Raw genomic sequence first — 21,885 nt, 5'->3', positions numbered from 1 at the left:
CAACTATGATTTTTGATAAAGATACAGCAAAAAAAACTGCTGAACTACTACTGCAAATTAATGCAATTAAATTACAACCGCAAGAACCTTTTACATGGGCTTCTGGGTGGAAATCTCCGATCTATTGTGATAACCGTGTAACCCTTTCATATCCAGAAATACGAAAGTATCTAAGCAAGACTCTTGCAGGGTTTATTGAAAAAGAATATGGCAAACCCGATGTTATTGCCGGTGTTGCAACTGGAGCTATTGGTATAGGGATGCTTGTCGCAGAACAACTTGATCTTCCTTTTATCTATGTACGCCCTGAGGCAAAAAAACATGGAAGAAAAAATCAAATCGAAGGCATTGTCCCAACAGGTAAAAATGTTGTGGTGGTAGAAGACTTGATTAGCACAGGAAAAAGTAGTCTTAATGCCGTAAAAGCATTAAAAGAAGTCAATGCCAATGTAAAAGGAATGGTAGCTATTTTTAATTATGGCTTTGATATTGCTGTAGAAAACTTCAACCAAGCGGCACTATCTTTGCATACCTTAAGCAGTTATGAAAACCTTTTGGAGCAAGCATTAGACACAAATTACATTACACAAGACCAACAACAAACACTACAAAGCTGGAGAACAAATCCTGCTGAATGGAGTATATAATATTGAAAACACTATGAATTTAGAAAGTCCTACAGTAACAGTTAACAAAACTGCAGAAGATGTATTCGATTTTTTAACCAAAGTTGAAAATTTTGAACAGCTTATGCCAGAAAGCAAACAAAAGTTTGAAAAAATCAGCGATACTAGATTTCTTTTCCAATTAAAAGGAATGCCGGAATTAGTATTAGATCAAAAAGAAAACACAAGTCCAAGCCAAGTTGTTTTAGGAGCTGCAAGTGATAAACTTCCATTTACCCTTACTGCTGACATCTTGGATTCTGGCGATGGTAAAAGCACTACAAAATTAACGTTTGACGGACAGTTTAATGCGATGATGTCAATGATGATTAAAAATCCTATTCAGAACTTCATCAATACATTAAGTGAAAATATAGGAAAGCTATAATTAATAGAGCAGTTTAATCTCTTTAAGATCAAAATCGGATATAACTTCGTCTTCTATCAAAACCTGAAGCTTACCATCATTACTTATAGCCTTGATAATACCCACAAAAGATTCTCCCTTTATATTCAAAAATGTAGAGGGTTTATTTTTTCTAAACAACACTGCTTCATATGCTTCTTTCAGTTTTTTAAAATTTGAAATTTTTAATTCGTCAAATCGTTTTTCCAAACTTGCCATTAACGAATGTAAAATTTCTTCAATATTAAAGTTTTGCCCCATAATTTGTTTTAAAGATCCCGCTTGAGGAAGATTATCAAATTCCTTTTGATTTATATTAAGTCCCACTCCTATAATTGCCCCCATCATTCTGCCATTCTTTACTACATTTTCTATCAAAATACCACATAATTTCTGTCGATCTGACAGAATGTCGTTAGGCCATTTAATTGATAATCTAGGAACCATTAAATTCCCTAAAACATCATAAACAGCTAAAGAAGTTGCGATAGATACATAGAACTGATCTGTCAACAATATCTCCTTAACTGGCATAAACACGCTACATGTAAGGTTTTCTCCAGGGCTACTCTGCCAAGTTGTTCCCATCTGCCCTTTACCTGCTAGTTGTTTTCTTGCTACAACACAAACCATATCAGTAAGTTGTTTTTCTCTATTTAAATCTCTTAAGAACGTATTTGTAGAGTCAATGGCATCAACTTTGATTATATGCATGTATAAGGTGTAAAAGTTTTGTAAATGTCGGTTAAATACAGACATTAAAATCATAAAAAGTAATAACTTTACGCAAATTTAAAAAATGCATGACTAAAAAAGAAATCGGTAACGATCAATTAATTACTCAAATATTAAAAGGTATTGAAGAAGTAAAAGGTAGTGATATTAGTATTTTGGATTTAAGAGCTATCGAAAATACCGTATGTAACTACTTTGTAATTTGCAATGGAACGTCTAACACTCAAGTAAATGCAATTGTTAATTCTATTCAAAAAACAGTAAGCAAAGAGCTTAAAGACAAACCATGGCATGTAGAAGGTAGTGAAAATGCAGAATGGGTGTTAATTGATTATGTCAATGTTGTAGTACATGTTTTTCAAAAACATATTAGAGAATTCTATGATATAGAGGGGCTTTGGGGAGATGCCAAAACCACAGTTATCGAAACAAATTATTAAAAGAAAACCGTAAATGGCGAAAGAAAATAAAAAAACAGAACCGAATAAAAAACCAAAATTTAGCGCATATTGGATTTACGCAATTATTATTGTTGGTTTTTTAGTATTGAATTTTATGGGAGGAAGCGGACTAGGGTCTGCACCAACAACCTCCCCTTCAGAATTTCAGGACTTTTTGAGTAATGGAGAAGTAGAAAAAGTGGTAATTGTCAATCGTAGAAATGCCAAGGTTTTTCTTACTCCAGAAGCCAAATCATTAGAAAAGCATCAAAAAAACAAGAATAAATCTATTCTTCCTGCTAGCCCTAATGATCCTGATTATCAGTTCGAGTTTGGAGATTTACAGAATTTTGAAAACAAAATCGCCACAATAAAAAATGAGAGTAACGTAACCACTCAGGTAAATTATGATACCGAAAGCAATGTGTGGGGAGAAATTTTTATCACTTTACTGCCTTTTGCTTTAATTATCGGAGTATGGATATTTATTATGCGTAGAATGAGTGGTGGCTCTGGCGGTGGTGCTGGAGGGCAAATTTTTAACATAGGAAAATCCAAAGCCAAGCTCTTTGATCAAAATACTGAAGTAAAAGTATCTTTTGAGAATGTTGCAGGTTTAGAAGGAGCAAAAGAAGAAGTACAAGAAATTGTAGATTTCCTAAAAAATCCAGAAAAATACACCTCTTTAGGAGGAAAAATACCGAAAGGAGCCCTATTAGTAGGACCTCCAGGAACTGGTAAAACGTTACTAGCTAAAGCTGTAGCTGGTGAAGCCAAAGTACCATTCTTCTCCTTATCAGGATCTGATTTTGTTGAAATGTTTGTAGGTGTAGGTGCATCTCGTGTTCGTGATTTGTTTAAACAAGCAAAAGAAAAATCTCCTGCAATCATTTTTATTGATGAAATTGATGCTGTTGGTAGAGCCAGAGGCAAGAGTAACTTCTCTGGATCTAATGACGAAAGAGAGAACACATTAAATCAACTACTTACAGAAATGGATGGTTTTGGCACAAACACCAACGTTATTGTAATAGCAGCTACCAACCGTGCAGATGTACTTGATAAAGCACTACTTCGTGCCGGTCGTTTTGACCGCCAGATATATGTAGACCTACCCGATATTCGAGAACGTAAAGAGATATTTGATGTTCATTTAAAGCCTTTGAAAAAAGTTGAAAATGAATTAGACACAGAGTTTATGGCAAAACAAACTCCAGGTTTTTCTGGTGCTGACATAGCAAATGTGTGTAACGAAGCAGCCTTAATTGCAGCCAGAAAAGGTAATAAAGCTGTAGGTAAACAAGATTTCTTAGATGCTGTTGATAGAATTGTAGGAGGATTGGAGAAAAAGAATAAAATTATTACGCCAGAAGAAAAAAGAGCTATTGCCTTTCATGAAGCTGGTCATGCAACCGTAAGTTGGATGTTAGAACATGCCGCTCCTTTGGTAAAGGTTACTATTGTGCCCAGAGGACAATCTCTTGGTGCCGCATGGTACCTTCCTGAAGAAAGATTAATCGTAAGACCAAACCAAATGCTTGATGAAATGTGTGCAGCCCTAGGAGGACGTGCAGCAGAAAAAGTTATTTTTGACGAAATCTCTACAGGAGCCTTAAGTGATTTGGAAAAAGTAACCAAACAAGCAAGAGCCATGGTTACTGTTTATGGTCTAAATGACAAAGTAGGAAACCTAACATATTATGATTCTTCTGGACAAAGTGAATACAATTTCACAAAACCTTATAGCGAACAAACCAGTGAACTAATTGACAAGGAGATTTCGAATATAGTAGAAGAGCAATACAAAAGAGCTATTGATCTCCTAGAAAAACACAAAGATAAATTAACTGAGCTAGCAGAAGTATTACTAGAAAAAGAGGTTATTTTCAAAGATAATCTTGAGAAAATTTTTGGAGAAAGACCTTTTGGAAAAAAAGAAGAAGAAACTATTATAGAACCTTCTTAACCTTTTAATTTTTACTTGTAAATTGAAAAATCTTACCCTAATGGAATCATTAGGTTAAGATTTTTTTTATCTTTGGAGGTATTGTAAAACCGTAAACCCCAATCTCAATCTAAAAAATGAGTCTATTTAGAAGAATATTTTTCTCAAAATCTAAATCAGACCAGAAGAGTAAGGAACGTCATATTGATGATCGCAGTAAGTATATGCCAGAAATCGATCTACCGATTGATGAAAGCTTTATGATAAATTTCAAAAGAAATGGAGGTAAGTTTCTTTATTGCGATAATGATAATGAAGTTTTAGACTCTTTTGATAAGATTCTTCTTGAAAATGATTGGTATGAAAAAGATGTATGCTGTTTTGATACTTCTTTAAAACATAAGTTTTCTAATTTCAACTTAAATTTTGTAAACACCTTTTCTTCCTCTTTCTTTTTTGCTACTTGTGAATATTTAATTTCTGACAGTGGGGCTATATTAATATCTTCAAACCAACTTAGGGAGAAAAAGCTTACTGAGCTTCCTGATAATTTTATAATCTTAGCTTCTACCAGTCAATTAGTTAAAAACATTGGAGAAGGATTGAAAGGAATCAAAAATAAAAATAAAAATTCTATCCCATCAAACATTACAACCATCAAGGATTTCGAACCACAAAAAGAAAAGGATTTCTTAAGCTACGGAAGTAGTTCAAAAAATTTATATTTGCTCCTGCTGGAAGACTTATAATATGAAGGAACTGCTTACAAGATCTTTATCGGGACTGCTATATGTCTCAATATTATTACTATCAATATTTATCAACAATAAATATGCTTTTATTGGGGTATTCTTCATTTTCGGAATAATCACCATTTATGAATTCCAAAAATTAATTTACCTCAAAAACAAAAGATTATATGTTATTTTTATTGCTCTCCTAATCGCGCTACACTTATATCAGAATGAACTTTATTTTTATCTGGTTCTTCCGGTTCTTACTCTAACCATTATTACAGAGTTGTTTCTCGTAAAAGACCTGGTTACTATTCGAATCATCCCTATGTTCGAAAAAAGAAAATACCTAACTACAGTTTTTTATCTGATCACCTCTATCATATTTGCCACACTATTACCCTATTACTCTGGAGGTTATCAACCCTTTATTATTGCAGGAGCGTTTTTAATAATCTGGATCAATGATACTTTTGCTTATTTAGTTGGAAAAAATTTTGGCAAACATAAACTTCTAGAACGAATATCTCCCAAAAAAACCATTGAGGGTTTTATTGGAGGTTTTATTTTCTCATTACTGGGAGGTTATCTAATTGCTATTTTTTCTGAGACATTATCCATAGGAATTTGGTTGATTATAAGCATAATTATGAGTATTTTTGGCACACTTGGAGACTTAATTCAATCTAAGTTTAAAAGACAAGCAGGAGTTAAAGATAGTGGTACTATCATGCCTGGTCATGGTGGTATATATGATCGATTAGATAGTATTATTTTTGCTAGCCCATTTCTATATGCATTTTTACAAATACTAAAGTATGTTTCATAAAGAAGGATATAAAATAATTTCAATAGCCGTAGTGCTATTTTTAGGCATCAACCTAGCCTCATATGTAGCCATCCAAATAGATGAATGGCAAATCGCAATATTTTCGGTTACACTAGTGTTTCTGATCTTGATTTTGCAATTTTTCAGAAACCCAAAAAGAAACACGGAAATTAATGACAATACTGTAGTTTCTCCTGTTGACGGAAAAGTTGTTGTTATTGAAGAGGTTTTTGAAAAAGAATACTTTAAAGATAAACGGTTGCAGGTTTCCATATTTATGTCTCCAATAAATGTTCATGTTACACGACACCCTATCAATGGAGATGTTGTTTTTAGCAAATATCACCCTGGCAAATACCTTGTTGCTTGGCACCCTAAAGCTTCAGAAGAGAACGAAAGAACAACCGTAGTTGTAAAAAACAATAATATCGAAATATTATATCGCCAAATAGCCGGTGCGCTTGCCAAAAGAATAGTAAATTACGCAGAAGAAGGAGAAAAAGTTACTCAAGGTTCTGACAGTGGGTTTATTAAATTTGGCTCAAGAGTAGATGTCTATTTACCTATAGGAACCGAAGTAAAAGTCACTTTGGATCAAAAAGTCAAAGGAGGAGAAAACGTTATTGCAATAGTATAAACCAAAAACAACAACAAGTTCTACTGGATACATACATTATATAATATAGCCGCATCCCAGAACTAGCTCAACTAACTGATTTTGAATTCTCTCCCAAGATGAATTCTTAACAAGGAGTTTTACTAACATGACTGAAGAAGAACTAAATACAGCCTTTGACGAAGCCTATAAACGTGCTAGCAATACCAAAATACAATTGCCTCCTGATATAATGCTCCATTTCTACGCGTATTACAAACGCGCAACTCACACAACAGAAGGTTTTTTCAAACCATCAGGAAATAGTGAGCTTAGAAATGCATTTAAACTAAATGCTTTTTTTCAGGCTAAGCACTTAACTCCTAGAGAAGCCAAAATTAAATACATCGAACTAGTAAATAAGCATATTACAGATTAAAAAAAGCCTTGATTATTAACTTAATCAAGGCTTTTTTAGTACAATTAGCTTCAACTAGTTTACTAGCTTAACTTCCTAAATTTTCTATACTTGATTTAAGTGTTGCTATTTTTGCTTCAGCATCTGCCTCTTTCTTTCTTTCATTGGCAATAACCTGATCTGGAGCATTATTAACAAAGCGTTCATTCTGCAATTTCTTTTGTACTGATTTCAAGAACCCTTCAGTATAGAGCAACTCATCTGTTAACTTCTTAATCTCTTCTTCAATGTTTATCGCTCCAGAAATCGGAATAAAATATTCATTAGATTTTACCCTAAAAGAAAGCGCTCCATCTACCTTTGCATCTACATAATTTAACATTGATAAATTTCCAAGCTTACTAATTACAGCATCAAAAGTTGTTTTTAGACGATCATTATTAAGAACCGACAACTCAATTGTCTCTTTAAACGAAATATTTTTCTCTTTACGTATTGTTCGAATTCCTGAAATTACATCTGCTGCAACTTCAAAATCAGAAATCAATCCTTCATCAATGGACTTAGACTCTGGCCAACTTCCAATAATTAAGGCTTCATCCGGTGTTCTATTTTTGATTTGTTGCCAAATCTCTTCAGAGATAAAAGGAGTAAAAGGGTGCAGAATTTTTAAATTATCTTCTAGAATTGCAATTGCTTGTTGGTATGTTTTAACATCAATAGGGTTACCATAAGCTGGCTTAATCATTTCTAACAACCAACTACAGAAATCATCCCACACTAATTTATAGGTAGTCATTAAAGCATCGCTTATACGGTACTTCCCATAATTATTCTCTAACTCTATTAGAGCTTTCTGAAATTTAGCTTGATACCAATTAATAGCAATAGCAGAAGCTTCAGGTTGATCGATCGTCTCATCTACCTTCCATCCCAAGATAAGTCTCGAAGCATTAAATATTTTATTTACAAAAGCACTACCCTGCTTACATAGATCTTCATCAAACATTAAATCATTTCCTGCAGGCGAACTTAGTAACATTCCTACTCTAATCCCATCTGCTCCGTATTGATCTATTAAATCTAAAGGATCTGGTGAGTTACCCAGGGATTTAGACATTTTGCGTCTTTGCTTATCTCTTACTATACCGGTAAGATATACATTTGTAAACGGCTTTTCTTTTCTGTATTCATAGCCAGCAATAATCATACGAGCTACCCAGAAAAACAAGATTTCTGGCGCCGTAACCAAATCATTAGTTGGATAATAATAGTTGATTTCTTTATTATCAGGTTCCAAAATACCATTAAAAACACTCATTGGCCATAACCAAGAAGAAAACCAAGTATCCAAAGCATCAGGGTCTTGGGTTAAATCAGTAACAGTAAGTTCATTGTTTCCTGTTTTTTCTTTTGCCAAAATCAGAGCATCTTCCTTATTCTCTGCAACTACAAAATCTTCTTTCCCTTCTCCATAAAAATATGCTGGGATCTGATGTCCCCACCATAATTGGCGAGAAATATTCCAATCCCTAACGTTCTCCATCCAGTATCGATAGGTGTTTATAAATTTTTCCGGAACCAGATTTACATCTTTATTCAATACCGAATCCAATGCTGGTTGAGCTAAGTCTTTCATTTTTAAAAACCACTGATCACTTAACTTTGGTTCTATAACAGCTTTGGTACGTTCACTAGTACCAACTTTATTAAGGTGAGTTTCTACTTTTTCTAGAACACCAATACTTTCAAGCTCTTTTACAATCTCTTTTCGAGCTACAAAACGATCTTTGCCCTTGTAATGCAATCCAAAAGTATTTAATGTCGCATCATCATTAAATATATCAATAACCTCCAGGTTATGCTTGTCTCCCAAAACCTTATCATTAGGATCGTGAGCTGGAGTAACTTTAAGGCACCCTGTACCAAACTCTATATCAACATACTCATCCTCAATTATTGGAATTACTCTATTAGCAATTGGCACAATTGCTTTTTTACCCTTAAGATGCGTAAACCTCTCGTCATTAGGGTTAATACAAATTGCAGTATCCCCCATAATTGTTTCTGGGCGAGTCGTAGCTATGGTTAACGTATCCTCACTTCCTTCAATCCTATATTTAAGGTAATACAAATTACCTTGTTTTTCTTCATAAATTACTTCTTCATCAGATAAGGTAGTCTTAGCCTGAGGGTCCCAATTGACCATTCTATACCCTCTATAAATCAACCCTTTATTATACAGGTCCACAAAAACTTTTATTACAGACGCAGACAAATTGTCATCCATAGTAAAAGCTGTACGTTCCCAATCACATGAAGCTCCTAGCTTCTTTAGTTGTTCCAGAATAATACCTCCATGCTTATGAGTCCACTCCCAGGCATGTTCTAAAAATTCTTCTCGGGTAAGATCATTTTTGTCTATCCCTTCTTCTTTTAACTTGGCAACAACCTTTGCCTCTGTTGCAATAGACGCATGATCCGTTCCGGGAACCCAACAAGCATTATAGCCTTTTAGACGAGCTCTTCGAATTAGCACATCCTGAATTGTATTATTAAGCATGTGCCCCATATGCAAGACACCTGTAACATTTGGCGGTGGAATAACAATCGAGTACGCCTCTCTTTCATCAACTTCAGAATGGAAATAATTGTTTTCCATCCAATAGGCATACCACTTCTCTTCTATCGATTTTGCATCATATTTTCCTGCTAAAGACATACTTTGGTCTGATTTTTGAGTTTTGAAGTGCAAAAGTAATTATTATATACGACAACTTGAAAGTCTTTTATGATTTTGCAGTTGAATAAAAAGTAAGTACTTTTACATTTAATAAAAACCTACATTATGAAAAAAGTAATGATAATTTTATTTATTGGTTTTCTTGGCACGACCATTTATGCACAAGATGCTAAGGCACAAATAAAATTTAAATCTGAAGTTGTTGACTATGGTGAAATAGCCAAAGGCAGTGATGGTGTTCGCCAATTTGAATTTACAAACACAGGAAATGCTCCTTTAGTTATTTCCAGAGTATACTCAAGCTGCGGATGCACTATTCCTAAAAAACCTGAAGAACCTATTGCTCCAGGAGCCACGGGTATTATTGAGGTTAAGTATGACACTAAAAGAGTAGGACCTATTCGCAAAACAATAACAGTATATTCTAATGCTGTAGAAGCTACAAAAGCGATAAAAATAAAGGGTACTGTTCTAGATAAAAGTGTTTTAGAGAAAAACTAAACAAGTAAAATACATACATAAAAAAAGAGGCATTACGTGTAATGCCTCTTTTTTTTATATAACTTTTTTAAGATAGAATTGATACTCTATTTCAATCCCAAATCGTTCTATTTTCATTTTTATTCTTTTCCCTTCTTCCAGATAAAACAAATCGGTAAGACTAGAAAGTTTATATTTATAGGCTTTTTTTCCATTGATTGCCAGGATAACATCTCCTTTTTGCAAACCAGCAAGATCAGCTGGTGAACCAGGTCTAACATCAGAAATTTCATATTTAGGCTTAAGGACAAAATCATTTGATAACTGGAGTATTTTTTCGCTAACTATTTTTTCTAACCCCAAATAAAACCTATCCTTTTCGGTAAAACTGGAAAAATTTGCAGCAATAGTAAAGCCACTATGCTGAATAGTAAGCCCACTCATATTATAATGAAAAGGCGTATCAAAAAAACTATTCTTTTTAAAAGATATCTTTCTTCCAGGATAATCTATAACAAGGTCAAATCTTCGTAAGATATCACCTCCTAATGATCCTTGTCTATTTTTTAAGGATACTCCCTGAATATAAATAGAATCAGGAAACGAAGCTTTTACTTCTCTCATTTTAAATTTACCTATATGAAGCTCTTCAATTTTAGTTTTCTTTCCATATATATCTCCATTAAAACCTTTTCCTAAAAAATCTCTAAAGAAATTATTTCCAACATGAATTCCTTTTTCTTTATTTTCAAACAACCATAAAGAAGAACCAGAACCAGAATCTAGTAAGAGATTAACATCTGTCATTCCCTTATCAGATTTATATCGTGCACTTACAAATGGTCTTTTCTTTTGATTTATAAAACCTATCGTAGTTCTATAGCACTTATTGCATTTCTTATACACATAAGACTCCGGTTTATATATTCTTATGGTTTTTTTTGTATAACTAATATCTAAAACAAAATCTTTAAAAAAATCATAACCGATGATACCATGAATAGGAAATCCCATTCGAGGTGAGAAGTTAATCGACTCGTCCAAAACCAAATAAATTTTATGATCGGCACTTATAGCATCACCAATTTTTAACTGGTTATTAACTGATTTAATAGCTTCTACCGGTTCATCATCCCCTAACCCTCTAAGGTAAATTTTTGAAGTATTATTCAGTTCGATAGCATTTGTGTTATCTACACCAAATATAATTGTCGATCCAACACCAGTATCAAGAATAAAAGAAAGCTCTACCCCATTAACCATAACAGGAATAACAATAAGGTTATTTGCTAATTTGAACTTAATCTTATCATTCTTTTGTGTTAGAGGTAATTTGAAGTTATTTTGAGCAGAAAGACTACAGTAAAAAATCAAAAATAGAAGTAAAAGTTTACTTTTAATACGATAGCAAAAATCTAGTGGCGAAATCTTCATTACACTAAATATAGAAAAATAGTTGAAAAATCCCATCAATTATACCTCTATTTCCTAAAATATTTAAGAAATTTACCGCTATTTTATTTTTTAAATTAGATCAGATGCCAATAGTGTCGCATAAAGGCAAAACTATGCCTGAGTCACCAATTAGAAAATTGGTTCCTTTTGCAGAAAAAGCTGCTAAAGAAGGCAAACATATTTATCACTTAAATATCGGTCAACCCGATATCAAAACTCCTATCGAAGCAATGGAGGCCGTGCGAAATCACAAATTAGATGTTTTAGCCTACAGTCATTCTGCCGGTTTTGAAAGCTTTAGGACAAAATTGGCAGCCTACTATGCAAAACATAACATTGCTGTTTCATCTAATGATATTTTAGTAACTACTGGTGGTAGCGAAGCACTAATTTTTACAATGGGAAGTATTACAGACCCCGGAGATGAAATTATTGTCCCTGAACCTTTCTACGCTAATTATTATAGTTTTTCAACCCAATCAACAATTAAGGTCGTTCCTGTAATCTCTAAAATCGAAACAGGTTTTGCCTTGCCATCAATCTCAGAATTCGAAAAACTTATTACAAAAAAGACTAAAGCAATACTTATTTGCAACCCTGGCAACCCTACAGGCTACTTGTATAGTAAAGAAGAGATAAAACAATTATCCCAACTTGCTATTAAATACGATCTGTTTCTGATCTCGGATGAAGTCTATAGAGAATTTGTATATGATAAATCAGAACATTATTCTATTTTACAAGAAAAAGGTATGGAAGATCATGCCATTATAGTAGATTCTGTTTCTAAAAGATATAGCATGTGCGGGGCACGTATTGGCTGCCTGGTCAGTAAAAACAAAAGTGTCATCGAAACCGCAATGAAATTTGCTCAGGCACGATTAAGCCCTCCTACATTTGCTCAAATCGCAAGTGAAGCTGCTTTAGAAGCCCCTGAATCCTACTACACAGAAACTATTGCCAAATACAAATCCAGAAGAGATACTTTGGTAGAAGGACTCAAAAAAATTCCGGGTGTAAAAGTAGCTATGCCAAAAGGCGCCTTTTATTGTATTGCTGAGTTACCTGTTAAAGATGCAGATCATTTTGCAAAATGGCTTCTAGACAAATTTGATTTGGATAATCAAACTGTAATGTTAGCTCCAGCAGCTGGATTTTACTCCGGTCCTGATAAAGGAAAAAATCAGGTTCGTATTGCTTATGTACTAAATCGAAGAGATCTTAGCAAAGCAATTGAAATATTAAGAATAGCTTTAGAAAAATATAATGATTAATGAAAATTGAATATAACAAATCTCTAAAAGCCTATAATACGTTTGGAATTGATGTAACAGCTGCAGAATTTGCAACTATTACATCAGAATCTGAGCTTAACAATATACTTTCTAAAGACAACAAAAACCCTCTTTTTATTTTAAGTGGAGGAAGTAATATGTTATTAACCCGAGATCTGGACTCTTTGGTTTTACATATTGCAATAAAAGGGATTGAAGTTATAGATGAATCAGACAATCATGTTCTTGTCTCTGCAAAAGCAGGAGAAAACTGGCATAACTTTGTACAATATTGTATCAAAAACAATTATGGCGGGCTAGAAAACCTATCACTAATACCTGGTTATGTCGGGAGTGCTCCAATTCAAAATATTGGAGCTTACGGAGTTGAACTAAAGGACACCATGGTTCAATGCGAAGCTATTAGCATAAGCTCTGGCAAAAAACAGGTTTTCACAAATAAAGATTGTAAGTTCGGGTATCGCAACTCTATTTTTAAAAATGAAATAAAAGGGGAATACATAATTACAAAAGTTACATTTAGATTAACAAAAAAAGACCATATCCTAAATACAAGTTATGGAGCTATTGAAAGTGCTTTGTTAGATCAAGAAATTCACAAACCAACAATCCAAGATGTTTCTGAAGCTGTAATAAAAATTCGTAAAAGCAAACTCCCAGATCCCTTAGAAATAGGAAATAGTGGTAGTTTTTTTAAAAACCCGGTTATTACTACAAGTCATTTTAACACACTTCGAGATCAACATCCCTCTATCCCTTCTTATACAATAGATGGTGAGCATTTAAAAGTCCCTGCGGGTTGGTTAATAGAACAATGTAATTTTAAAGGAAAACGTTGGGGAGATGCTGGGGTTCATGAAAAACAGGCTTTGGTTTTGGTTAATTACAATAATGCATCAGGAAAAGAAATTTTAGATTTATCGCGAAGAATTCAAATAGAGATAAAAGAAAAGTTCCATATTACTCTGGAGACAGAAGTCAATATTATATAGTTAGTAAAAAGGTGATAAAAATGCAGGAAATCTATTCTAATCAATTACTATGACACATATAATAGTATTAAACCTACATTCTTTGTATCTTTGCACATAATTTTGATTTTATATACTTATGAAGCTTGTATTTCTTACAATTGGTTTATTACTTTTAGCGTTTGGAGGTATTGCCATTAAATTATGGGCAAAAAAAGATGGTAAATTTGCTGGTACATGCGCTAGCCAAAGTCCGTTTTTAAATAAAGAAGGTGAATCATGTTCTCTGTGTGGCAAAACTCCAGATCAATTTTCAAACTGTAATGACGAAAAACACACTGATTAGTCTCCTGTCATTACACAATCGTTCTCAAAAACAAATCATTGAAAAAAGAAAATCTCACTCTTTTAGAAACTCATATTAAAAAAGCCAAAGAAGGGAAACAAATATCTTTTAATTACCTTCTAGATACTTTTTGGAATGAGATATACAACTTTCAATTGAAAAGAACCCAAAATGAGTATGAGGCTGAAGACATTACAATTCAAAGTTTTTCTAGAGCATTTGATAAAATAAATACATTTAAAGAAGAATACAACTTTAAGACATGGTTAATTCAAATTTCAAAGAATATCCATATCGATCTTTTACGTAAAAAAAACGCCTCAATACAGTCAAAAACAACATCAAACGTAGATGAATCTGTTTACAAAATCATTGATGACAACCCTACTCCCGAGGACAAATTAATTACTGAGCAAAATTTAGACAGACTACTTCTTTATATTAAACAATTAAAACCTCATTATCAACAAGTAATCAACTTAAGGTATTTTCAAGAATTAAGCTACAAAGAAATTGCAGAACACCTTAATGAACCTATTAATAACGTAAAAGTAAAACTATTGCGTGCCAGAAAATTGTTATCCGAAATAATCACCAGTGCAAAACGTTGATTAAAAAAAAGCAAAAAGACTTATCGCAAGGTAAAAGATGTAAATCGTTTGATAACATTATATAATGGATCAATCCACTTATCATTAATCTTCTTATCGTACTTTACAAATTTTTGTATTAATCCTTTTGGGGCAGAAATTTCTTTTTCTATAGCGGTAATATTAATATACCTCTGGTTATTGACTAACCATTTTTCTACACGCTTTCGGTTATTTTGTATTTTCTTGGGGCTTACCAATTCTTCGAGCATGATTTTTCTCTTTAGTAAACATGATAACTTCCAAATTCAAAAAAAATTTTATGTTAACTTAATTTTAACCTGATGTTAAGACTTTATACACATGAGGTTATACTGTAGAACACAGAGCAACAAAAAAGAAATTAATTCAACAAAACAGATCAAAAAATGGTTTTCTTATTAAATTTTAACAAAATAAAGCCTGATTATTAAATAGTTAATTTTCATTATTGTTTCTAAATTCCTCTATAAAAACCAACATCTTTGAAGCAGATTTCGCCTATTTCAGAACTTTATTCTACAAAAATTAATGTTAAAATATGACACCACATTTTCTATAACTCTAACAAAACGATTAAAGATCCTATAGAACTCAATCAGAGTTATCTTAAAAATTTCGCAAAAACAAAAACCACAAAACCGTCATTTTTTTCATATAAATTTATTTCAAAATCATAACTTTTGAATCAACTACATAGTAATCTAAGCATTCTTTGTATTTTTGCTAAAAATATTGCTTGTATGAATAACGATGTTGCTGGTGTAGCACCTCCAAAAGGAAAACCAAAATGGTTACGGGTTAAACTTCCTACAGGAAAAAAATACACAGAACTTAGAGGAATAGTAGATAAATACAACCTACATACCATTTGTACTTCTGGAAGTTGTCCAAATATGGGAGAATGCTGGAGTGAAGGCACAGCTACTTTTATGATTTTAGGTAATATCTGTACTCGTTCTTGCGGTTTTTGCGGAGTAAAAACAGGAAGACCAGAAACAGTAGAATGGGAAGAACCAGAAAAGGTAGCTCGTTCTATAAAAAAAATGGGTATAAAACATGCAGTTATCACCTCTGTAGATAGAGACGACCTCTCTGATGGAGGATCAATTATTTGGGCAGAGACCATTCAGGCAATCCGAAGAATGAATCCTGAGACCACACTAGAAACTTTAATACCTGATTTTCAAGGAAAAACAAAAAACATAGATCGAATCATCGCAGTAAAACCAGAAGTTGTTTCTCATAATATGGAAACAGTTAAAAGATTGACCCGAGAGGTTCGTATTCAGGCTAAATATGAACAAAGTTTGCAAGTACTGAAATATCTTAAAGAAAACGGAATTAGACGTACTAAAAGTGGAATCATGCTTGGACTTGGAGAAAAAGAGGAAGAAGTGATACAAACACTAAAAGACCTCAGAGCTGTTGATTTGGATATAGTAACCATTGGACAATACTTACAACCAAGTAAAAAGCATTTACCTGTAAAACAATTCATAACTCCTGATCAATTTAAAAAATATGAAGAGATTGGTCTAGACATGGGCTTCAGACATGTAGAAAGTAGTGCTTTGGTACGATCTTCATATAAAGCACAAAAGCATTTAACTTAGTTCAATAATCAAGTAGTAAGAACTTAATGAATACACCTATTAGAATTGCCATCAACGGTTTTGGAAGGATTGGTCGTAACCTCTTTAGAACATTAATCAATCACTCCAACATACAAGTAGTAGCAATAAATGATCTTGCAGATTCTAAGACTTTAAGCCATCTCCTTAAATACGATAGTATTCACGGTGTATTACCTTTAGAAATATCTCATGACAAAAATCACATTGTATTAGAAGGCAAATCAATCCCATTACTGAACGAAGAAAACCCAGAGCACTGTAATTGGAAAAAATTCAATGTAGATATTGTCATAGAATCCACGGGAAAATTTAAAACCCGACTAGATGCAGAAAAACACCTAAAAGCCGGAGCAAAAAAGATTATTCTTTCAGCTCCTTCGATCGAGGATAGCATAAAAACCATTGTAATAGGCGTCAATGACCACATCATTGATGGTTCTGAAATGATCTTATCAAATGCATCATGTACTACAAATAATGCCGCGCCTATGATTAAAGTGGTGAATGATTTGTGTGGGATTGAACAAGCTTATATTACTACAGTACATAGTTATACCACAGACCAAAGCCTGCATGATCAACCTCACAGAGATCTTAGACGAGCTAGAGCAGCTGGTCAATCTATTGTTCCAACAACAACGGGGGCTGCAAAAGCATTAACAAAAATTTTCCCCGAATTAAGCAATGTTATTGGTGGTTGTGGAATTAGAGTACCTGTCCCTAATGGGTCACTAACAGATATTACCTTTAATGTAAAAAAACAAACCTCAATTGAAGAAATTAACAATGCATTCAAAAAAGCTTCAGAAACCGACTTAAAAGGGATACTAGCCTATACAGAAGACCCTATCGTATCTGTTGATATTGTTGGAAACCCTAACTCTTGCACATTTGATTCTTTAATGACATCGGTCATAGGAAAAATGGTTAAAATCATAGGTTGGTATGACAATGAAATAGGATATAGTAATAGAATAATTGATTTAATTATTAACATTTGTAAGAAATAACTATCTTAGTTGAGATTTTTTAGAGGAAAAAATGTCAACCCAAATCAGAAATTTAATATCGAAATTCATACTTATGTGTTGCTTTGTTGGTTCTTCCCAAACAACTGAACATGTAATAAATGATCAAACAAAAGACTCTATCGAGAGTTATTTAACAAATGGTTCGCGATCTATTGATCAAGCGAGACTAGAACTAGCACTTTCTAATATAGGTAAAGCAAAAGAAATTGCATTACAACAGCAAGATAAAGTCTATATAGGAAAAACCAACCTAGTACTTGCTAAATTATATAGAGAGCTAGGAGATTTAAAAAAAGCAGAGGATCAAATTCTTGATGCTATAGCAATACAGAAAGAAAACAAAAATGAAACTCTTCTAGCATGCTCTTACAACATCTATGGATCTATCCTTACAGAGCTCAAAAAATACGACACAGCATCAAAAACTCTTAATCAAGCTCTTGTATTAGCAAAAAAAAATGATGTAAAGGATCAGGAAGGAAGAATCAAATTAAACCTTGGACTATTAGCTCTTGCGCAAAATCAACCAGAATTAGCTATACAACATTTTAATACCAGTCTCCCGATTATAAATTCTTTTAACCTACATTATCCCATAGCTAAACTTTATTCAAATAAAGCCAGAGCACAATTACTTCTTAACAAATCTGATGATGCAAAAGAAACAAATGATCTTGCTATGCAAATTGGAAAAGACCTGGGGTATCCAGAAATAAGGTCAAATTGCTATGAACTATATAGCCAAATATATGAGAAAAAGGAGGAATACCTAACCTCTCTAAACTACCTTAGGGCTCACGAAAAAATAAAAGATTCCTTATTCAATACAAATAAAGAAATTATAGCTCAAGAAGCAGGAGCAAAATTAAACCTGAATGAAAACAATGTTTTAATTGAAGAGCTAACAGAGGAAAATATTCAACAACAAAAATCCTTAAAATTAGGGCGATTAACAACTATATTAAGCATTGCCCTAATAACAATATTATCACTTTTAACTCTTTCTTTATACAAAAACAATAACCTAAGAGCTAGAGCCAATGAATTATTACAAAATAAAAACACCGAACTTATATTAGCAAAAGAAAACGCAGAAAGAGCGAGTGAAGCAAAAGTTCAATTCCTCTCTACTATTACTCATGAATTAAGAACGCCATTATATGCTGTTACTGGGTTAACCCATCTACTTCTTGAAGAAAGCCCCACTCCAAATCAAAAAGAACACCTTAATTCACTTAAATTTTCTGGAGAATACCTCTTATCACTAATCAACAACATACTAGACCTTAATAAATTAGAAGCCAATAAGGTAGAACTAGAAAACACCTCTTTCAATTTAAAGAAACGAATAAACGATGTATTGATTGCTTTAGGAAAATCTGCTAAAGACAGAAACAACAAGCTTCATTATGAATTTGACGAATCTATTCCTCAAAAACTAAAAGGAGATCCTTTAAAAGTCTCCCAGATATTAATTAATCTTATCGGTAACTCGATAAAATTTACTCAAAATGGTGACATCTGGATACGCGTAAAACCAGCTAAGCAGATTGACAATAAAGTATTTCTCAATTTTGAAATTGAAGACAATGGAGTTGGAATTTCGGAAAAGAAACAACTAACTATATTTGAAAATTTCACGCAAGGTTCGGTACAGATAAACAGAAAATTTGGAGGAACAGGTCTTGGACTGTCTATTGTAAAAAATCTATTATCACTAATGGATAGTGACATAAAACTAGAGAGTGAACTTGGTAAAGGATCAAAGTTTTTATTTAATCTCAAATTCGAAATTTTTGAAGATAAAAGCACCAACTACGTCGAAGAAGCCAAAAAAATTGATTACAATCTAATGATTGATAAACGCATATTAATCGTAGAGGACAACAAAATAAACCAGCTAATTACCAGAAAAATATTAGAGAAAAATAAAATTATATGTGATGTTGCCGATAATGGAGACATCGCAATTCACAAGACTAGAGAAAACGATTTTGACCTGATCCTTATGGATATTCATATGCCAGGAATTAGTGGAATTGAAGCTACTAAAAAAATTAGAGAATTTAACAAACTAATACCCATTATCGCTCTTACAGCAGTTACATTAGACGATAATCTAGATGAATTCTACAACAATGGATTTAATGACATTATACCAAAACCGTACAAAACCGAAGAGTTCTTCACTAAACTCCATAAAGCTTTTCTTAAGAAACAAACTACAGCCTAGTATCTAATACCATGGTCTTCATATAGCTTTTGGAAAATGGTTCATCATATTTACACCATAAACATGATTTGACCTACGACATACACTTTACATAATCAACCACCTTATTCTCAAATAAATCTGTCTTTTCAATAAATTTTACCTCTATAGGCTGATACCATAATTTTTCCTCAGAAATATCCGAAACTAGCCTAACATAATCTTTTTCAGTAGTTACAATAAAATCTAACTGATTAAGCTCTTTTAATTCGATATCCGTAAAATTATGATGATCAGGATAATTCACATGATCAAAATTCAATCCTAATGAAGTATAGTAATCAATCAAAGGAGATGGATTAGCAATCCCAGTTACTAAGGTGAAATTTATTTTAGATAAATCATTAATTGACTTTTTCCCAGAAGCATTCACAATAGCATCTCCATAATCAATAGTAGTAAAAAACAAATCCTGATGTGGTAGTATTGCCAGTTTATCAGCAATTTTCTCTCTTTCTTCCAGAGATAGACCATTGGGACATTTGGTGACCACAATAACATCAGCTCTTTTTGCCCCAGACCTTGGTTCTCTAAGGTTTCCTGTAGGCAAAACAATATCATCGCTATAAAGTTCATAAAATGCAGTGAGTAAGATATAAAACCCAGCTTTTACCTTACGATGCTGATAAGCGTCATCTAACAAAATGACTTCAGGTCTAGGCATTAACGATCTTATCTCTGAAATCCCATTACGACGATTAGCATCAACAGCTACAGTAGTATTTTCAAATTTTCGTTTAAATTGCAATGGTTCATCTCCAACTTGTTTGGCTGAGGACAAACAATCGACAACCTGAAAACCTTTTGTTTCTCTCTTATATCCCCTGCTCAATATCGCCAGCAGAGTTTTATCCCGAAGCATTGCTATTAAATACTCTATCATTGGTGATTTACCCGTTCCTCCTACGCTAAGATTTCCTACAGCGATAATTGGAAAATCATATTCCTTAGATTTTTTAATCCCCACATCATACAATTTGTTGCGTACCCATGTAATCAAATAGTAAAAAGGAACAAAGGGTAAAAGTATTTTTCGCAGTAAATTCACTCGCTTATTATTTTTAATCTATATTGTATTTAATATCAACAAAAGTATAAAACGAAACTTTGATATTTGACAAAAGTTTTTTTACATTCAATTTTCATTCAAAAACACATCATAATGCAAATAAAAGAGGTTATACAACATCTCGAAACTTTGGCTCCAACTACATACGCAGAAGATTTTGATAATGTTGGTTTGCTAGTAGGTAGCCCAGAAACATTACTAACCGGAATTCTTGTTACTCTAGACACTTTAGAAAACATAATTGACGAAGCCATCGAATCAGATTGCAACCTGATTGTAAGTTTTCACCCAATCGTTTTTAAAGGCTTAAAAAGATTTAATGGAAGCAATTATGTAGAACGAGTAATAATGAAGGCTATAAAAAATGATATTGCCATTTTTGCCATTCATACCGCATTAGATAATGCATTACATGGTGTAAATGATATGATGTGTGAGCAATTAGGTCTAATAAATCGTAAAATTCTTATTCCGCAAAGAGGAAGTATAAAAAAACTAGTCACTTTTGCACCCATAGCCGAAGCTGAAACATTAAGAAGCAAACTTTTTGAAGCAGGAGCCGGAACCATAGGGAATTATGACAACTGTAGTTTTTCTTCAGAAGGAATAGGAACTTTTAGAGCATCTGAAAACGCAAATCCATCAATTGGTGAAATAGGAAAAATCCACCAAGAAAAGGAAGCTCAAATTCAAGTTACTTATCCTAAACATTGTGAAGGAAAAATACTTAAAGCCCTTTTTCAAAATCACACTTATGAAGAAGTAGCCTATGAAATCACCACTCTGGAGAATAAAAATGAAAACATAGGAATGGGGATGATAGGAGAACTCCCTCAGGGCATGGAAGAGCTTGATTTCCTAAAACATCTCAAAAAAGTTTTTAATACTGGATGTGTTAGACATTCTGCGTTACTAAATAAACCTATTAAAAAAGTGGCTGTTTTAGGAGGTAGTGGTAGTTTTGCCATTTCTAGTGCGTACCGTGCCGGAGCAGATATTTTTATTACGGCAGATTTAAAATACCATCAATTTTATGAAGCAGAAAACAAGTTGATTCTTGCCGATATTGGACATTATGAGAGCGAACAATACACAAAAAACCTAATTGTTAGCTATCTTAGAAAAAAAATCAGTAATTTTGCAATCATTTTATCGGATAAAAATACCAATCCTATTCAATACATATAAAA

22 protein-coding genes are annotated in these 21,885 nt (G+C 33.0%); 17 read left to right on the top strand and 5 right to left on the bottom strand.

Translation table 11 applies throughout. The features are described from left to right. The first annotated feature begins 5 nt into the window (after nt 1–5). Nucleotides 6–647: an orotate phosphoribosyltransferase gene (pyrE, locus tag C1X07_RS20580; RefSeq protein ID WP_103071932.1), complete on the top strand. Its 642-nt coding sequence runs from the start codon at nt 6–8 to the stop codon at nt 645–647. A 13-nt stretch (nt 648–660) separates the two neighbouring features. After that, nucleotides 661–1,053 (top strand): SRPBCC family protein, encoded by a 393-nt coding sequence (locus C1X07_RS20575; protein ID WP_103071931.1) that lies wholly within the window; start codon nt 661–663, stop codon nt 1,051–1,053. On the opposite strand, the gene C1X07_RS20570 is transcribed toward C1X07_RS20575, so the two are convergent. After that, the gene (locus C1X07_RS20570; protein WP_103071930.1) at nt 1,054–1,785 is read right to left on the bottom strand and encodes a biotin--[acetyl-CoA-carboxylase] ligase; all 732 of its coding nucleotides are present in this window, start codon (nt 1,783–1,785) and stop codon (nt 1,054–1,056) included. A gap of 89 nt (nt 1,786–1,874) precedes the next feature. On the opposite strand from C1X07_RS20570, the gene rsfS reads away from it, so the two are divergent. The 6 genes from rsfS to C1X07_RS20540 all read left to right on the top strand — a co-directional run bounded on the left by rsfS (nt 1,875) and on the right by C1X07_RS20540 (nt 6,788). Then, nucleotides 1,875–2,246 carry a ribosome silencing factor gene (gene rsfS, locus C1X07_RS20565; RefSeq protein WP_103071929.1) on the top strand — a complete coding sequence of 124 codons (372 nt, stop codon included), beginning with the start codon at nt 1,875–1,877 and terminating at the stop codon, nt 2,244–2,246. Nucleotides 2,247–2,259: 13 nt separating this feature from the next. Beyond that, entirely contained in the window at nt 2,260–4,212 is a 1,953-nt protein-coding gene (gene ftsH, locus C1X07_RS20560) for an ATP-dependent zinc metalloprotease FtsH (RefSeq protein WP_103071928.1), read from the top strand. A 116-nt stretch (nt 4,213–4,328) separates the two neighbouring features. Beyond that, nucleotides 4,329–4,940, top strand: coding sequence for an LUD domain-containing protein (locus C1X07_RS20555; protein WP_103071927.1), 612 nt, complete (start codon nt 4,329–4,331; stop codon nt 4,938–4,940). A 1-nt stretch (nt 4,941) separates the two neighbouring features. After that, on the top strand, nt 4,942–5,754 hold the full coding sequence (locus C1X07_RS20550; protein WP_103071926.1) for a phosphatidate cytidylyltransferase: 813 nt from the start codon (nt 4,942–4,944) through the stop codon (nt 5,752–5,754). Next, entirely contained in the window at nt 5,744–6,391 is a 648-nt protein-coding gene (locus C1X07_RS20545) for a phosphatidylserine decarboxylase family protein (RefSeq protein WP_103071925.1), read from the top strand. Before C1X07_RS20550 ends, C1X07_RS20545 begins: the two co-directional genes overlap by 11 nt. 127 nt (nt 6,392–6,518) lie before the next feature. Continuing rightward, entirely contained in the window at nt 6,519–6,788 is a 270-nt protein-coding gene (locus tag C1X07_RS20540) for an acyl-CoA-binding protein (protein ID WP_103071924.1), read from the top strand. Nucleotides 6,789–6,855: 67 nt separating this feature from the next. Here C1X07_RS20540 and C1X07_RS20535 read toward each other — a convergent pair whose 3' ends face one another. Beyond that, nucleotides 6,856–9,489 (bottom strand): valine--tRNA ligase, encoded by a 2,634-nt coding sequence (locus C1X07_RS20535; protein ID WP_103071923.1) that lies wholly within the window; start codon nt 9,487–9,489, stop codon nt 6,856–6,858. Between the two features lie 126 nt (nt 9,490–9,615). On the opposite strand from C1X07_RS20535, the gene C1X07_RS20530 reads away from it, so the two are divergent. Beyond that, nucleotides 9,616–10,011, top strand: coding sequence for a DUF1573 domain-containing protein (locus tag C1X07_RS20530; RefSeq protein WP_103071922.1), 396 nt, complete (start codon nt 9,616–9,618; stop codon nt 10,009–10,011). 54 nt (nt 10,012–10,065) lie between these two features. On the opposite strand, the gene C1X07_RS20525 is transcribed toward C1X07_RS20530, so the two are convergent. Continuing rightward, entirely contained in the window at nt 10,066–11,424 is a 1,359-nt protein-coding gene (locus C1X07_RS20525) for an aspartyl protease family protein (protein ID WP_164914213.1), read from the bottom strand. 104 nt (nt 11,425–11,528) lie between these two features. Between C1X07_RS20525 and C1X07_RS20520 the strand changes: the two genes are divergently transcribed. The 4 genes from C1X07_RS20520 (at nt 11,529) to C1X07_RS20505 (ending at nt 14,668) form a co-directional block, all read left to right on the top strand. Continuing rightward, nucleotides 11,529–12,719, top strand: a complete 1,191-nt coding sequence (locus C1X07_RS20520) for a pyridoxal phosphate-dependent aminotransferase (RefSeq protein ID WP_103071920.1) — start codon at nt 11,529–11,531, stop codon at nt 12,717–12,719. Further along, a complete protein-coding gene (gene murB, locus C1X07_RS20515) occupies nt 12,719–13,732 on the top strand; it encodes a UDP-N-acetylmuramate dehydrogenase (protein ID WP_103071919.1) in 1,014 nt (337 codons plus the stop codon). The genes C1X07_RS20520 and murB overlap by 1 nt, the downstream gene beginning before the upstream one ends. A gap of 118 nt (nt 13,733–13,850) precedes the next feature. Further along, the gene (locus C1X07_RS20510) at nt 13,851–14,057 is read left to right on the top strand and encodes a membrane or secreted protein (RefSeq protein WP_103071918.1); all 207 of its coding nucleotides are present in this window, start codon (nt 13,851–13,853) and stop codon (nt 14,055–14,057) included. A 38-nt stretch (nt 14,058–14,095) separates the two neighbouring features. Beyond that, nucleotides 14,096–14,668: an RNA polymerase sigma factor gene (locus tag C1X07_RS20505; RefSeq protein ID WP_206604261.1), complete on the top strand. Its 573-nt coding sequence runs from the start codon at nt 14,096–14,098 to the stop codon at nt 14,666–14,668. A 20-nt stretch (nt 14,669–14,688) separates the two neighbouring features. Here the strand turns inward: C1X07_RS20505 and C1X07_RS20500 are convergent, their stop codons facing one another. Beyond that, nucleotides 14,689–14,919, bottom strand: coding sequence for a hypothetical protein (locus C1X07_RS20500; protein WP_103071916.1), 231 nt, complete (start codon nt 14,917–14,919; stop codon nt 14,689–14,691). A gap of 510 nt (nt 14,920–15,429) precedes the next feature. On the opposite strand from C1X07_RS20500, the gene lipA reads away from it, so the two are divergent. From lipA to C1X07_RS20485, 3 genes are all read left to right on the top strand, one after another. Then, complete coding sequence (lipA, locus tag C1X07_RS20495; RefSeq protein ID WP_103071915.1) at nt 15,430–16,302, top strand: lipoyl synthase; 873 nt, start codon at nt 15,430–15,432, stop codon at nt 16,300–16,302. A gap of 26 nt (nt 16,303–16,328) precedes the next feature. Further along, on the top strand, nt 16,329–17,333 hold the full coding sequence (gene gap / locus C1X07_RS20490; RefSeq protein WP_103071914.1) for a type I glyceraldehyde-3-phosphate dehydrogenase: 1,005 nt from the start codon (nt 16,329–16,331) through the stop codon (nt 17,331–17,333). Nucleotides 17,334–17,406: 73 nt separating this feature from the next. After that, on the top strand, nt 17,407–19,587 hold the full coding sequence (locus C1X07_RS20485; RefSeq protein WP_103071913.1) for a response regulator: 2,181 nt from the start codon (nt 17,407–17,409) through the stop codon (nt 19,585–19,587). A gap of 73 nt (nt 19,588–19,660) precedes the next feature. On the opposite strand, the gene lpxK is transcribed toward C1X07_RS20485, so the two are convergent. Then, nucleotides 19,661–20,674: a tetraacyldisaccharide 4'-kinase gene (lpxK, locus tag C1X07_RS20480; RefSeq protein ID WP_103071912.1), complete on the bottom strand. Its 1,014-nt coding sequence runs from the start codon at nt 20,672–20,674 to the stop codon at nt 19,661–19,663. A 114-nt stretch (nt 20,675–20,788) separates the two neighbouring features. Here lpxK and C1X07_RS20475 point away from each other — a divergent pair, with 114 nt between their 5' ends. Beyond that, nucleotides 20,789–21,883: a Nif3-like dinuclear metal center hexameric protein gene (locus tag C1X07_RS20475; RefSeq protein WP_103071911.1), complete on the top strand. Its 1,095-nt coding sequence runs from the start codon at nt 20,789–20,791 to the stop codon at nt 21,881–21,883. The last annotated feature ends 2 nt before the right edge of the window (nt 21,884–21,885 follow it).

The sequence above is a fragment of the Aquimarina sediminis genome, assembly GCF_002895435.1.
GTDB lineage: Bacteria > Bacteroidota > Bacteroidia > Flavobacteriales > Flavobacteriaceae > Aquimarina > Aquimarina sediminis.
The sequence above is the reverse complement of the archived record's forward strand: the minus strand, read 5'-3'. Positions and strand labels throughout refer to the sequence as shown.